This is a genomic window from Streptomyces sp. VRA16 Mangrove soil, from assembly GCF_017377775.1.
Lineage (GTDB): Bacteria > Actinomycetota > Actinomycetes > Streptomycetales > Streptomycetaceae > Streptomyces.
Genome location: NZ_JAFVLN010000011.1, coordinates 134,493 through 147,653, shown reverse-complemented (window position 1 = coordinate 147,653; position 13,161 = coordinate 134,493). Strand labels below are relative to the sequence as shown.

The window sequence follows — 13,161 nt, the reverse complement described above, 5'->3', positions numbered from 1 at the left end:
GCTTACTTACCCGCCTTTCCGACCTTGCGGCGGATGACTTCGCCTTCGTACTTGACGCCCTTGGCCTTGTACGGGTCGGGCTTGCGCAGCTTGCGGATGTTGGCCGCAACCTCGCCGACCTTCTGCTTGTCGATGCCCTCGACCGAGAACTTGGTCGCCGATTCGACCTTGAACGAGATGCCCTCGGGCGCCTCGACCAGGATCGGGTGGCTGTAGCCGAGCGAGAACTCCAGGTTGGAGCCCTTCGCCAGAACGCGGTAACCGACACCGCTGATCTCGAGCTTCTTCACGTAACCCGTGGTCACGCCGGTGATCATGTTCGCCACCAGCGTGCGGGACAGGCCGTGCAGGGCCTTGTTCTGACGCTCGTCGTTCGGGCGGGTGACGTTGAGAACGCCGTCCTCACCCTTGGCGATCTCGATCGGCGCCGCGACGGTGTGGGTCAGGGTGCCCTTAGAGCCCTTGACCGTGACCGTCTGGCCGTCGATGGTGACGTCCACGCCGGCGGGAACCGTGATGGGGAGCTTGCCAATACGCGACATAGCTGTTTCCTCCTGTTCCCTTCCGCTACCAGACGTAGGCGAGGACTTCCCCACCCACGCCCTTCTTGCCTGCCTGCTGGCCGGTCAGGAGACCGTGCGACGTGGAGATGATCGCCACGCCCAGGCCACCGAGGACCTTCGGCAGGTTGGTGGACTTCGCGTAAACGCGCAGACCCGGCTTGGAGATGCGCTTGATGCCGGCGATCGAACGCTCACGGTTCGGGCCGAACTTCAGCTCGAGGACGAGGTTCTTGCCGACCTCGGCGTCCTCGACCTTCCAGCCGGTGATGAAACCCTCCTGCTGGAGGATCTCGGCGATGTGCGACTTGATCTTGCTGTGCGGCATAGCCACGGTGTCGTGGTACGCCGAGTTCGCGTTCCGCAGACGCGTAAGCATGTCTGCGATCGGATCAGTCATGGTCATGAATTGGCCTTCGGCCTCTCTCGCCGGGGTTTCCTGTATGCGCCATCCCTCTCCCCACACAGGGGCGGGACGGGTGCGGCGCGGGGACCTACGGCGTAGTAAGTCGGTCAGGGCGGCAGAAGCGCCCAACCCTCCTAGCCTAAGCCATGAGAGCAGGGGCCACTGCCGACCCTTTACTTACCGAGAGATCCGGGCAGTCCCAACTAGGGGATTACCAGGAGCTCTTGGTCACGCCCGGCAGCTCGCCACGGTGAGCCATCTCACGAAGGCACACGCGGCAGAGGCCGAACTTGCGGTACACGGAGTGCGGGCGGCCACAGCGCTGGCAGCGGGTGTAGGCACGCACACCGAACTTGGGCTTACGAGCAGCCTTGGCAATCAGAGCCTTCTTCGCCATCTCGCTTACGCCTCCTTGAACGGGAAGCCGAGGTGACGAAGGAGGGCGCGGCCCTCGTCGTCGTTGGTCGCCGTGGTGACCACGGTGATGTCCATACCCCGGACGCGGTCGATCTTGTCCTGGTCGATCTCGTGGAACATGACCTGCTCGGTGAGACCGAAGGTGTAGTTGCCACGGCCGTCGAACTGCTTCGGCGACAGACCACGGAAGTCGCGGATGCGCGGCAGCGCGAGCGACAGGGTGCGGTCCAGGAACTCCCACATGCGGTCGCCACGCAGGGTGACGTGCGCGCCGATGGGCTGACCCTCACGCAGCTTGAACTGCGCGATGGACTTGCGGGCCTTGGTGATGGCCGGCTTCTGACCCGTGATGGTGGTCAGGTCGCGGACAGCACCGTCCATGAGCTTCGAGTCACGCGCAGCGTCACCGACACCCATGTTGACCACGATCTTGACCAGGCCGGGGATCTGCATGACGTTCTCGTACGAGAACTCCTCCTGCAGCTTGCCCTTGATCTCGTCGCGGTACTTCTGCTTCAGACGCGGGGAAGTGGTGGTCGTCATCAGATGTCCTCACCCGTCCGCTTGGCAACGCGGATCTTGTTGCCTTCGTCGTCGAAGCGGTAACCGACGCGCGTGACGACCTTGTTGCCGTCCTTCTCAACGACCAGCTGGACGTTGGAGACGTGGACGGGCGCCTCGGTCGTGACGATGCCACCGGCCTGCGAGCCGGAGGCCGTGGGGCCGGCCTTGGTGTGCTTCTTGACCCGGTTGACACCCTCGACCAGGACGCGCTCCTCGCGCGGGTAAGCGGCAATGACCTTGCCCTGCTTGCCCTTGTCCTTACCGGTGATGACCTGGACCAGGTCGCCCTTCTTGATCTTCATGCTTACAGCACCTCCGGCGCGAGCGAGATGATCTTCATGAACTTCTTCTCGCGCAGCTCACGGCCCACCGGGCCGAAGATACGGGTGCCGCGAGGGTCGCCGTCGTTCTTCAGAATGACGGCGGCGTTCTCGTCGAAGCGGATGTACGAGCCGTCCGGACGGCGGCGCTCCTTGACGGTGCGAACGATGACCGCCTTGACGACGTCACCCTTCTTCACGTTGCCACCGGGGATCGCGTCCTTGACGGTGGCGACGATGACGTCACCGATGCCCGCGTAGCGGCGACCCGAGCCACCGAGAACACGGATGCAAAGGATCTCCTTGGCACCAGTGTTGTCGGCGACGCGAAGTCGCGACTCCTGCTGGATCACGTCTATCTCCTGTTTGTCTGCCGGTTCCCGGCAGGGGTCCTGTTACGGGACCCCTGCCGAGCCTGGCGGAACGAACCCTGAGGGATACCCCTCAGAGAATTACTTGGCCTTCTCGAGGATCTCGACGACGCGCCAGCGCTTGGTCGCCGACAGCGGACGCGTCTCCATCAGGAGGACGCGGTCGCCGACGCCGGCAGCGTTCTGCTCGTCGTGGGCCTTGAGCTTGTTCGTACGGCGGATGACCTTGCCGTACAGGGCGTGCTTGACGCGGTCCTCGACGGCGACGACGACGGTCTTGTCCATCTTGTCGCTGACGACCAGACCCTCACGGGTCTTGCGGAAGCCGCGGGCGGCGGTCTCTTCAGTCACAGTCTTCTCGCTCATCAGGCGTTCTCCACCGTCTCGATGCCGAGCTCACGCTCACGCATCAGGGTGTAGATACGGGCGATGTCCTTGCGGACGGCCTTGAGCCGGCCGTGGTTCTCGAGCTGGCCCGTCGCCGCCTGGAAGCGGAGGTTGAACAGCTCTTCCTTGGCCTCGCGAAGCTTGGCGACAAGCTCCTCGTTGCCCAGCTCGCGCAGCTCGGACGCCTTGGTACCGGTCGACATCACGCTTCACCTGCCTCGCGCTTGACGATCTTGCACTTCATCGGCAGCTTGTGGGCCGCACGAGTCAGCGCCTCACGCGCGATCTTCTCGTTGGGGTACGACAGCTCGAACATCACGCGCCCGGGCTTGACGTTCGCGACCCACCACTCCGGCGAACCCTTACCGGAACCCATGCGGGTCTCGGCAGGCTTCTTCGTGAGGGGGCGGTCCGGGTAGATGTTGATCCAGACCTTGCCGCCACGCTTGATGTGACGGGTCATCGCGATACGCGCGGCCTCGATCTGACGGTTCGTCACGTAGGCCGGGGTGAGCGCCTGGATGCCGTACTCGCCGAACGCAACCTGCGTGCCACCCTTGGACATACCGCTGCGCTTCGGGTGGTGCTGCTTGCGGTGCTTGACCCTACGGGGGATCAGCATTTCGGTCAGGCCTCCGTTCCGGTGCTCTCAGCAGCCGGAGCGGCAGCGGCGGGAGCGTCGGCCTTGGGGGCCTCGGCAGCCGGCGCGGACTGCTGCTGCGGCTTGCGACCGCGGCCGCCACGCTCGCCACCACGGCCACCACGGGCCGGGCGGTCGTTGCCACCACGGGCCGGGCGGTTGCCGGCGCGGGCAGCGGCGTTCTCGGCGCGGACCTCGGCGATGTTCTTGACGTCGCCCTTGTAGATCCAGACCTTCACGCCGATGCGGCCGAAGGTCGTCTTGGCCTCGAAGAAGCCGTAGTCCACGTTGGCGCGGAGCGTGTGCAGGGGCACACGGCCCTCGCGGTAGAACTCCGAACGGGACATCTCGGCACCGCCGAGACGACCGCCACACTGGATCTTGATGCCCTTGGCGCCGGCCTTCATGGCGGACTGCATGCTCTTACGCATGGCCCGACGGAAGGAGACGCGGGAGGACAGCTGCTCCGCAACGGCCTGGGCCACGAGCTGAGCATCGGTCTCGGGGTTCTTGACCTCGAGGATGTTCAGCTGGACCTGCTTGCCCGTGAGCTTCTCGAGGTCACCGCGGATGCGGTCGGCCTCGGCGCCACGGCGGCCGATGACGATGCCGGGACGAGCGGTGTGGATGTCCACCCGCACGCGGTCACGGGTGCGCTCGATCTCAACCTTCGAGATGCCGGCGCGCTCCATGCCGGACGTCATCATCCGACGGATGGCGACGTCTTCCTTGACGTAGTCCTTGTACAGCTTGTCGGCGTACCAACGCGACTTGAAGTCGGTCGTGACACCGAGCCGGAACCCATGCGGGTTAACCTTCTGGCCCATTACCGGGTTCCTTCCTTGCTGCTGACGACCACGGTGATGTGGGAGGTCCGCTTGCGGATCCGGTAGGCACGGCCCTGGGCACGCGGACGGAACCGCTTCAGGGTCGGGCCCTCATCGACGAACGCCTCGCTGATGAACAGCGACGAAGCGTCCGTGTGGTCGTAGTTGTGCGCGGCGTTGGCAATGGCGCTGTCCAGCACCTTGCCGACCGGCACGCTCGCGGCCTGCGGGGCGAAACGCAGGACCGCCTGAGCCTCCGTGGCATCCATGCCACGGATGAGGTCCACCACGCGGCGGGCCTTCATGGGCGTGACGCGGATGTACCGCGCCTGGGCCCTGGCTTCCATGGTTGTCCCTTCGGTGTTAGTCATAGTCGATTCCACCCCGCCTTAGCGGCGCTTCGACTTCCGGTCGTCCTTGACGTGACCCCGGAAGGTGCGCGTCGGCGAGAACTCGCCGAGCTTGTGGCCGACCATCGACTCGGTGACGAACACCGGGATGTGGGTCTTGCCGTTGTGCACCGCGATCGTGTGGCCCAGCATGCTGGGGATGATCATCGAGCGACGGGACCAGGTCTTGATGACGTTCTTGGTACCGGCTTCGTTCTGAGCGTCCACCTTCTTTACGAGGTGGCCGTCAACGAAGGGTCCCTTCTTGAGACTGCGCGGCATCTAAACCCGCTCCTAGCGCTTCTTGTTCGACTTGCGGCGGCGGACGATGTACTTGTTGCTCGCCTTGTTGCGATCACGAGTACGACCCTCCTTCTTGCCCCACGGCGAGACCGGGTGACGACCACCGGAGGTCTTGCCTTCACCACCACCGTGCGGGTGGTCGACCGGGTTCATGACGACACCACGCACGGTCGGGCGGACGCCCTTCCAGCGCATGCGGCCGGCCTTGCCCCAGTTGATGTTCGACTGCTCGGCGTTGCCGACCTCGCCGACGGTGGCGCGGCAGCGCACGTCGACCAGACGGATTTCGCCGGACGGCATACGGAGGTGCGCCATGGCACCTTCCTTCGCCAGCAGCTGCACGGAGGCACCCGCGGAACGGGCGAACTTGGCGCCACCACCGGGACGGAGCTCGATCGCGTGGATCGTGGTACCGACCGGGATGTTGCGCAGCGCCAGGTTGTTGCCGGGCTTGATGTCGGCCGCCGGGCCGTTCTCGACCACGGCACCCTGGGCGAGCCCACGCGGGGCCAGGATGTAGCGCTTCTCGCCGTCCGCGTAGTGCAGGAGCGCGATGCGCGCGGTGCGGTTCGGGTCGTACTCGATGTGAGCGACCTTCGCCGGCACGCCGTCCTTGTCGTGACGACGGAAGTCGATCACGCGGTAGGCGCGCTTGTGTCCGCCACCCTGGTGGCGAACGGTCACGCGACCGGAATTGTTACGGCCGCCCTTGCTGTGCAGGGGGCGGACCAGCGACTTCTCCGGCGTGGACCGCGTGACCTCGACGAAGTCGGCGACGCTGGAGCCACGACGGCCCGGCGTAGTCGGCTTGTACTTGCGGATTCCCATTTCTCAGTCCTCGTCCGATATTCGGACCAGGGTCTCCGTTAGGAGGCCTGGCCGAAGATGTCGATACGGTCGCCCTCAGCAAGGGTCACAATCGCGCGCTTGGTGTCGGCACGCTTGCCGAAACCGGTGCGGGTGCGCTTGCGCTTGCCCTGACGGTTGATCGTGTTGACGCCGGTGACCTTGACCGAGAAGACCGCCTCGACGGCCTGCTTGATCTGGGTCTTGTTGGCGCCGGGGGCCACGATGAACGTGTACTTGCCCTCGTCGAGGAGCGCGTACGACTTCTCGGAGACGACCGGCTTGACGAGAACGTCGCGCGGGTCCGAGAAGGACTTGCTCAGCGGGGTGGGCTCAACGGCGATCTTGCCCTCGGTCGCGATGCGCTTCGCCTTGGCGACGCGCGCGGCCTTCGCAGCCTTCGCAGCCTTGGACGCGATGCTCTGGTGACGGATAGCCATCAGGCTTCGCTCCCTTCGGTGTCATTGGCCTTCGGGCCGGACACGAAGGACTCGAAAGCGGCCTGGGTGAAGACCACGTCGTCCGAGACGAGAACGTCGTACGTGTTCAGCTGGCCCGGCTCCAGGATGTGGACCTGGGGCAGGTTGCGGGCGGAGAGCCACGCGGCCTCGTCGCTGCGGTCGGCGACCAGGAGCAGGTTCTTGCGCTCCGAGATCTTGCCGAACAGCGTCTTGGCGGCCTTGGTGGAGACCTCGCCCTCGACCACGCCGGAGACGACGTGGATGCGAGCGTTGCGGGCCCGGTCGGTGAGGGCGTGACGCAGCGCGGCAGCCTTCATCTTCTTCGGGGTCCGCTGCGAGTAGTCACGCGGCACGGGACCGTGCACGACGCCACCACCGGCGAACTGCGGCGCGCGGGTCGAGCCCTGACGGGCGCGGCCGGTGCCCTTCTGGCGGTACGGCTTCTTGCCACCACCACGGACTTCGCCACGGGTCTTGGTCTTGTGCGTGCCCTGGCGGGCAGCGGCCAGCTGCGCGACTACGACCTGGTGAAGCAGCGGAACGCTGATCTTCTCGACGTCGAAGATCTCCGCGGGGAGCTCGACCGTCCCGGTCTTGTCGCCTGCCGGCGAAAGGATGTCAACAGTGCTCATCGGTTACCTCAGGCCCCCTTGGCCGCAGTGCGGACCAGGACGAGGCCGCCGTTCGGACCGGGAACCGCGCCCTTGATGAGCAGCAGACCCTTCTCCGCGTCAACGGCGTGGACGGTCAGGTTCTGGGTGGTGACCCGCTCGTTGCCCATACGGCCCGCCATGCGGAGGCCCTTGAACACACGGCCGGGGGTGGCGCAGCCACCGATCGAGCCCGGCTTGCGGTGCACGCGGTGGGCACCGTGAGATGCCTTGCCACCGGCGAAGTTGTGACGCTTCATGACACCGGCGAAGCCCTTGCCCTTGCTCTTGCCGGTCACGTCGACCTTCACGCCGGACTCGAAGGTCTCAGCGGTGATCTCCTGGCCGAGGGTGTACTCGGAAGCGTCCGAGGTACGGATCTCGACGAGGTGACGACGGGGAGTGACGTCGGCCTTGGCGAAGTGGCCCTTGAGGGGCTTGTTCACCTTGCGCGGGTCGATCTCGCCGAAGGCGATCTGGACCGACTCGTAGCCGTCCACATCGTTCGTACGGACCTGGGTGACGACGTTCGGGCCGGCCTTGACGACGGTGACCGGAACAACACGGTTGTTCTCGTCCCACACCTGCGTCATGCCGAGCTTCTCGCCCAGGATGCCCTTGATCTGCTTAGCCATTACTCAGATCACCGGCCTTCAGAGCTTGATCTCGATGTCGACACCGGCCGGGAGGTCGAGTCGCATCAGGGAGTCAACGGTCTTCGGCGTCGGGTCGAGAATGTCGATCAGGCGCTTGTGCGTGCGCATCTCGAAGTGCTCGCGCGAGTCCTTGTACTTGTGCGGCGACTTGATGACGCAGTACACGTTCTTCTCGGTGGGGAGCGGCACCGGGCCCGCGACCGACGCACCAGTGCGGGTCACCGTCTCGACGATCTTCTTCGCCGAGGAGTCGATGACCTCGTGGTCGTAGGCCTTGAGCCGGATGCGGATCTTCTGTCCCGCCATGGCTACTTAGTAGTCCTTTGTCTCGTAACGCTCTGGCTCCTGAGGGCCCTGTTTCACACTTCCTCCGACCCACGCGGTCGGGCGTGTCGCGGTCTCGCTCACAGAAATTTCCTTACGGATTTCCCTGCTACAGGAACCGCGGCCCGAGGCCGCAAGGCTGGGGGAAGAAACCCACCAGGCGCCTGGCTGAGCTCCGCGCTGAACTTCCCGGAAGATTCCCGTACGTCCGCCCCAGCGCTGCCGCAAGCGACAGATAGGGCGACGAGTACTGTGGGACTCGCTTCCGGTCCTCCCGGCGGGAGGCGCGCAGCATCGGCACTCAACCGAGCAACCCCGACAGTCTGCCATACGGGGCATGTCCGGGGCCAATCGAGCCGTAGAGAGTACCCCGGGTGTGGCGAAGGTCAAACACAGACCCCGGTGTACGGGGTGCGGGTCGATGCGCCAAGCTACGCGCACCTCATCCCTCACTCAGGAGACACGGGGCGACACACATGGCGACCGACCGTCTGACGGCTCAGCTCTTCCACCGTATGGCACAGGGATTCCCGTTCGAGCTCAGCGTCCAGATGGCGCGCATGAAGAAGCTCGGCCGGCTGGTCACCGTCGCGGAGCTGTACGGCTTCCACTTCCTTGAGGCGCGTCAGCACGTCTTCAGCATCTCGGTCGCCTTCACCCCGGACCCCGATCCGCAGGTCCGCGCCCGTGCGGCCCAGCTCTGGCCGTACGCGCCGTACATACCCGAGCTCTCCCCCGCCCAGCTGAAGCTGGACCATCAGCGAGTCCGCTACGACCTGCTGGGCTGGAAGAGCCTGAAGACGCGCCTGCCCCTCTCGCTGGGCTGCTTCGGCCTCTTGGCCCTCGGCCGCTTCGCCGCCGGGAACGGCCTCTTCTTCGTCGCGGCGGTGATCTGCCTGGTCGCCGTCATCATCGGCGTCCAGCTGCTCCTCGCCCGGCAGGCCCTCACCGCTCTCACGGCCGCGGGCTACCGGCGCGTTCCGTACGCGCCGGGCCGCTTCACTTTCGCGCCGCCGCAGCGGTAGACACGCCTGCTCAGGCCCTGCGGGCGTACGTCACGAAGTCCGCCCACGCCGAGTCGGCAACGGCGAAGCGGGGGCCCCGGGTGTCCTTGGAGTCCCGGACGTGCACCGTGCCGGGGGCTACGGCGATCTCGACGCAGTCGTTGCCGCTGCTGCTGTCGCTGTAGCTGCTCTTGAACCACTCCAGCTCGACGCCGCCTCCGGCGCTGGTCTTGCGGATCATGTTTCTCCCAGCACTTGCTCGATGAAGGCCAGCGACTCTCCGGGCGAGAGAGCCTGAGCCCGGATCATGCCATAGCGCATTTCGAGGATGCGGAGCTGTTTGGGGTCCTCCACGGGGCGTCCGTTGAACGCCCCGTCCGACCGCCCTACAGCCGTACCGTCCGGGAACTTCAGCACCTCGATCCACCCGCCAAGCCCAGGGTGGGTCTCGCAGCGCGTCGGCATCACCTGAAGCGAGACATTGCGCAACTGGCCCACTTCCAGGAGGCGTTCGAGCTGCCGACGCCACTCCATTCTCCCCCCGATGGGCCGTCGCAGCGCCGCTTCCTCCTGCACGAAGCTCACATCGGGGGCCGGTTCCCGCTCGAAGATCGCCCTCCGGGCCATCCGGGCGGCGACCCCGCGCTCGACCTCCTCCAACGGGTAGGCGGGCTGCCTCGACTCCAGCAGCACCCGCGCATGGCCTTCCGTCTGAAGGAGCCCGTGGAGGCCGTTGTTCGCGTACACGCACACTTCTACGGCCTTGGCCTCCAGCTTCGCCAGATCCCGCACCTTCTTCGGGTACCGCACCTCGGCGACCCGCTGCTTGGTGGCCGAGATCATCCCGCCAGCGTCCAGGACCCGGTCCGCAGCGTCCAGATAGCCGGGCTTCGGGATCCGCTTGCCCGACTCGACCTTGTAGACCTGATCCTCGCCGTACCCGATCGCCTCGCCGAACTGGGCTGCGCTCAGGCCGAGTTGCTCGCGCCGCGTCTTGATCTGCTGCCCGACCATGGCAACGATCGCCGCGCCCTGTTCGTCGTCCGGGTCGACGTCCCAGCCCGCGTCGTCGACCCCGCCCGCCGCCCTGCCCTCGCCCGTCGCGTCCACCCACGCCACCTCCGCCGTACCGTGCCGCTCCCCGCCGATCACACATCCGCCGCCCTACCCGCACAGGCCGCCCGGCAGCCCGGACAGCGCCGGACAAAAACGGGGCGGGACCGGCGCCCGGAATCCCGTACACCGGCGCCACGGGCGATCACCCCACAAAGAACGACGGGGAAGAAAGGAACCGGACCAAGCCCCACCCCACCTCCCGCGACGACGGCGACACGGACGGGTGAACTCGCCCAACTCGGCTTGCGCGGAGACCAGTTCGCACCTTTACGCTCACGCCGATACGACAACCGCAGATATGCGACGGCCCCCGCCGGGACGGCAATCCCAGTGCGAGGGCCTGACCACCGAGGAAGTAGGAGCTTCCCGATGGATACGCAGCACCCTAGCGCGCCCGCGTGCGCCGAGTTCCCTGTTGCCCGGAGCGTTGCCGGGAACGTTGCCGGGAACGGCCACCCCACCTCCGGGGTGGTCCACGAGAACGTCCGCATCCCCACCCGCTTCACGGTCGTCAGCAACGACCTCGCCCAGCATCGCGAGCTGTCCGCCACCGCGATCGGGATCTCCGTCCACATCCAGTCGCTGCCCGCCGGTACCCCCGTCGACATCCGCTCGCTCACCGCTCGCTTCCAAGAGGGCCGGGACCGGATCTCCACCGCGCTCAACCAGCTCGAAGCCCACGGCTACCTGCGCCGCGAGCGCCACCGCCTGCCCAACGGCCGCATGGCCACGCGCACCGTCTCCTGCAACCGGCCCGGCGCCGCCAAGGCACCCGACCGCGTACCCGGCACCCCCGCCGCGCCGGAGCCCGGGCCCGCCCCCGCGCAGCAGTCCTCCGCCGCACCCCGACCGCCCCGCGAGAAGAGGCGCCCGCGCCCCCTCCACGTACCGCACCCTTCCCACCCCTCCCCCACCCTGCTCCAGCAGGCCACCGACCTGCTGGCCACCCTCCACCGCCGCGAACCCGCGCTGCTGCTGTCCGCCGAGGACACCGCCCGCCTCGCCCCCGGCGTCGCCGCCTGGCTGGAGCGCGAGGCCACCCCCACCGCCGTGCGCCACGCCCTCACCGGCAACCTCCCCGAACCCGTACGCCACCCCGCCGCCCTCCTCGCCCACCGGCTGACGGCGCTCCTCCCTCCGCCACCGCCGTTCAGGCCCCCGGCCCTGCCCGACCCCACCCGGTACCCGCTGCACAACTGCGACACCTGCGACCACGCCTACCGGGGCCCGGAGCCGGGCGCCTGCCCCTCCTGCGCGGCGGCCGGATCCGTCGGCGCGGACCTGTAGGCGCCCTCTCACGCCCACGCCCACGCCCCACAACGGCGTACGCGATCATGTGCGGGCCAGCATCACGCACGCACGAGGGGGAACACCGACGTGAGCCAGCCACGCTTCGTCCCGCGCCGGCACATCAATCCGCGGTTCGAGGAGGACCTCCAGTTCCAGGAGGTGAGCGGGCCCGCGCGGTACGCCTCCGCGACCGAGCGGACCGTGCACTACCTCGCCGTGGCCGACGGGAAGGGCACCGTCACCGGTTATGTCTGGGCGAACGACGAGGACGACGCCGCGGGCTGGATCCCGCGCCGGGACGCCGGGACGCAGGCGGTCAACGACGGGACCTGGATCCGACGGTTGCGGGACGCCAAGGCGCAGGGCCGCACCCCGCGCAGCGCCCTGCGGCAGATGATCCGCGACGGCGCCGCGCTCTCCGGTGCCCACGTCGTGGCGGGTTCCTACGCCGAGGCTCCGCACGTCGGCGTCCTGCGCGACCTCGCCGACCGGGCGGCCCCGGGACGGGTGGGGCAGGCGGCCCGCGGCGCCCTCTTCGGGCTCGGCATCGGTGACGCGATGGGCCGGCCCCTCGCACCGCTCGACACGCATCAGATGGCCGCGGCCTACGGCGGCTGGCGCGACATGGAACTCCCGTACTGGGAGGGCGAGTCGGTGCGCGTCTCGGATCACACCCAGCTGTCCCTCGCGGTCGCGGAGGCACTCGCCGAGGTCACCGTCAGGGCGCCCCTGAGCGAGGCCGAGCAGCGGCACAGCCTCACCACGCGCGGGGCCCTGCCCGCGCTCCCCTGGGTGACCCCCGGGGCCGTCGCCGCCGCCCTGCGCACCCACCTGGTCCGCTGGCTCGGCTCCCCCGACAACGACCGCTCCCCCGGCCGTACGACCCTGGAGGCGTGCGCGGCACTGAAGGAACCGGTGCCCTGGCAGGCGGCGAGCGCCGTCACCTCCAAGGGCTGTGCCGCCCTGGTGCGGGCCACCGGCGTCGGCCTCGCCCCGCACCTGAGCGGTGAACAGCGGTCGGGGATCGCCCAGCTGCAGGCCGCCCTCACCCACGGCCACCCGACCGCGCTGGCCGCGAGCGACCTCGTGGCGCACGCCGTGGACCTGCTCGCGCACGGCTGCGCACCGGCCGGCCTGCTCGACCGGCTGCGGGCGCACGCGGCGGCGTCCCGGTCCACGTACCGCTCCGACTGGCTCGGCGACCTGGCCGCGCGGGCCGGGGCCGACAGCCCCGCGGCCTTCGCCGCGCAGGGCTGGGACGAGTGCCTGAAGGCGCTGGACACCGTGTCCGACGCACTGCTCGCCAAGGACCCCGACCGGGAGCCCGGCGCCGCCGTCGGCACCGCCTGGACGGCCGAGCAGGCGCTCGCCGCGGCCCTGTACTCCCACCTGGTCACCGACGGCCACGCCCGCCACACCGTGCGCCGCGCCGCCCACTCCTCCGGCGCCTCGGCCGCGGTCGCCGCCCTGGCCGGGGCCTTCGCCGGCGCCCGCCGCGGCAACGCGCACTGGCCGCAGGAGTGGCTCGCGGCCCTGGAGTACCGCGAGCGCATCGACGTACTGGCCACCGCGTGGGACCGGAACTAACCACTCCAAACCGGCTCCGAACACCCGAACTCCTTCCGGGTGA

At 68.0% G+C, this 13,161-nt stretch carries 22 protein-coding genes; 3 read left to right on the top strand and 19 right to left on the bottom strand.

All coding sequences use genetic code 11. The features are described 5' to 3' along the window. Positions 1–2: 2 nt before the first annotated feature. The 17 genes from rplF to rpsJ all read right to left on the bottom strand — a co-directional run bounded on the left by rplF (position 3) and on the right by rpsJ (position 8,103). Positions 3–542 carry a 50S ribosomal protein L6 gene (gene rplF / locus J3486_RS27730; protein ID WP_207824963.1) on the bottom strand — a complete coding sequence of 180 codons (540 nt, stop codon included), beginning with the start codon at positions 540–542 and terminating at the stop codon, positions 3–5. Between the two features lie 25 nt (positions 543–567). Further along, positions 568–966, bottom strand: a complete 399-nt coding sequence (gene rpsH, locus J3486_RS27725) for a 30S ribosomal protein S8 (protein WP_018528360.1) — start codon at positions 964–966, stop codon at positions 568–570. A gap of 211 nt (positions 967–1,177) precedes the next feature. Then, complete coding sequence (locus J3486_RS27720) at positions 1,178–1,363, bottom strand: type Z 30S ribosomal protein S14 (protein ID WP_003956452.1); 186 nt, start codon at positions 1,361–1,363, stop codon at positions 1,178–1,180. Between the two features lie 5 nt (positions 1,364–1,368). Then, positions 1,369–1,926 (bottom strand): 50S ribosomal protein L5, encoded by a 558-nt coding sequence (rplE, locus tag J3486_RS27715; RefSeq protein ID WP_207824962.1) that lies wholly within the window; start codon positions 1,924–1,926, stop codon positions 1,369–1,371. Then, positions 1,926–2,249, bottom strand: coding sequence for a 50S ribosomal protein L24 (gene rplX / locus J3486_RS27710; protein ID WP_030685463.1), 324 nt, complete (start codon positions 2,247–2,249; stop codon positions 1,926–1,928). The genes rplE and rplX overlap by 1 nt, the downstream gene beginning before the upstream one ends. A 2-nt stretch (positions 2,250–2,251) precedes the next feature. Continuing rightward, positions 2,252–2,620 carry a 50S ribosomal protein L14 gene (rplN, locus tag J3486_RS27705; RefSeq protein ID WP_003998823.1) on the bottom strand — a complete coding sequence of 123 codons (369 nt, stop codon included), beginning with the start codon at positions 2,618–2,620 and terminating at the stop codon, positions 2,252–2,254. 99 nt (positions 2,621–2,719) lie between these two features. Further along, positions 2,720–3,004 carry a 30S ribosomal protein S17 gene (gene rpsQ, locus J3486_RS27700; protein WP_111663851.1) on the bottom strand — a complete coding sequence of 95 codons (285 nt, stop codon included), beginning with the start codon at positions 3,002–3,004 and terminating at the stop codon, positions 2,720–2,722. Beyond that, entirely contained in the window at positions 3,004–3,228 is a 225-nt protein-coding gene (gene rpmC / locus J3486_RS27695) for a 50S ribosomal protein L29 (RefSeq protein WP_207824961.1), read from the bottom strand. The genes rpsQ and rpmC overlap by 1 nt, the downstream gene beginning before the upstream one ends. Further along, positions 3,228–3,647, bottom strand: coding sequence for a 50S ribosomal protein L16 (rplP, locus tag J3486_RS27690; protein WP_059424836.1), 420 nt, complete (start codon positions 3,645–3,647; stop codon positions 3,228–3,230). Before rplP ends, rpmC begins: the two co-directional genes overlap by 1 nt. 5 nt (positions 3,648–3,652) lie before the next feature. Beyond that, positions 3,653–4,492: a 30S ribosomal protein S3 gene (gene rpsC / locus J3486_RS27685; RefSeq protein WP_207824960.1), complete on the bottom strand. Its 840-nt coding sequence runs from the start codon at positions 4,490–4,492 to the stop codon at positions 3,653–3,655. Next, complete coding sequence (gene rplV, locus J3486_RS27680) at positions 4,492–4,839, bottom strand: 50S ribosomal protein L22 (RefSeq protein WP_030359020.1); 348 nt, start codon at positions 4,837–4,839, stop codon at positions 4,492–4,494. Before rplV ends, rpsC begins: the two co-directional genes overlap by 1 nt. 42 nt (positions 4,840–4,881) lie before the next feature. Next, positions 4,882–5,163, bottom strand: coding sequence for a 30S ribosomal protein S19 (gene rpsS / locus J3486_RS27675; protein ID WP_030788278.1), 282 nt, complete (start codon positions 5,161–5,163; stop codon positions 4,882–4,884). A 12-nt stretch (positions 5,164–5,175) separates the two neighbouring features. After that, positions 5,176–6,012 carry a 50S ribosomal protein L2 gene (gene rplB / locus J3486_RS27670; RefSeq protein WP_111663847.1) on the bottom strand — a complete coding sequence of 279 codons (837 nt, stop codon included), beginning with the start codon at positions 6,010–6,012 and terminating at the stop codon, positions 5,176–5,178. A gap of 38 nt (positions 6,013–6,050) precedes the next feature. Continuing rightward, positions 6,051–6,470 carry a 50S ribosomal protein L23 gene (rplW, locus tag J3486_RS27665; protein WP_055564827.1) on the bottom strand — a complete coding sequence of 140 codons (420 nt, stop codon included), beginning with the start codon at positions 6,468–6,470 and terminating at the stop codon, positions 6,051–6,053. Beyond that, positions 6,470–7,123, bottom strand: coding sequence for a 50S ribosomal protein L4 (gene rplD, locus J3486_RS27660; RefSeq protein WP_207824959.1), 654 nt, complete (start codon positions 7,121–7,123; stop codon positions 6,470–6,472). The genes rplW and rplD overlap by 1 nt, the downstream gene beginning before the upstream one ends. An 8-nt stretch (positions 7,124–7,131) precedes the next feature. Further along, on the bottom strand, positions 7,132–7,776 hold the full coding sequence (gene rplC / locus J3486_RS27655; RefSeq protein ID WP_207824956.1) for a 50S ribosomal protein L3: 645 nt from the start codon (positions 7,774–7,776) through the stop codon (positions 7,132–7,134). Positions 7,777–7,794: 18 nt separating this feature from the next. Further along, complete coding sequence (rpsJ, locus tag J3486_RS27650) at positions 7,795–8,103, bottom strand: 30S ribosomal protein S10 (protein WP_003948644.1); 309 nt, start codon at positions 8,101–8,103, stop codon at positions 7,795–7,797. A gap of 494 nt (positions 8,104–8,597) precedes the next feature. Here rpsJ and J3486_RS27645 point away from each other — a divergent pair, with 494 nt between their 5' ends. Beyond that, positions 8,598–9,146: a hypothetical protein gene (locus J3486_RS27645; RefSeq protein ID WP_207824954.1), complete on the top strand. Its 549-nt coding sequence runs from the start codon at positions 8,598–8,600 to the stop codon at positions 9,144–9,146. A 10-nt stretch (positions 9,147–9,156) separates the two neighbouring features. Here J3486_RS27645 and J3486_RS27640 read toward each other — a convergent pair whose 3' ends face one another. Next, on the bottom strand, positions 9,157–9,366 hold the full coding sequence (locus tag J3486_RS27640; RefSeq protein WP_207824952.1) for a DUF397 domain-containing protein: 210 nt from the start codon (positions 9,364–9,366) through the stop codon (positions 9,157–9,159). Next, positions 9,363–10,235 carry a helix-turn-helix transcriptional regulator gene (locus J3486_RS27635; RefSeq protein WP_307804959.1) on the bottom strand — a complete coding sequence of 291 codons (873 nt, stop codon included), beginning with the start codon at positions 10,233–10,235 and terminating at the stop codon, positions 9,363–9,365. The genes J3486_RS27640 and J3486_RS27635 overlap by 4 nt, the downstream gene beginning before the upstream one ends. 375 nt (positions 10,236–10,610) lie before the next feature. Between J3486_RS27635 and J3486_RS27630 the strand changes: the two genes are divergently transcribed. Continuing rightward, entirely contained in the window at positions 10,611–11,528 is a 918-nt protein-coding gene (locus J3486_RS27630; RefSeq protein ID WP_207824950.1) for a helix-turn-helix domain-containing protein, read from the top strand. Between the two features lie 90 nt (positions 11,529–11,618). Then, the gene (locus tag J3486_RS27625) at positions 11,619–13,118 is read left to right on the top strand and encodes an ADP-ribosylglycohydrolase family protein (RefSeq protein WP_307804958.1); all 1,500 of its coding nucleotides are present in this window, start codon (positions 11,619–11,621) and stop codon (positions 13,116–13,118) included. Positions 13,119–13,161 lie beyond the last annotated feature (43 nt).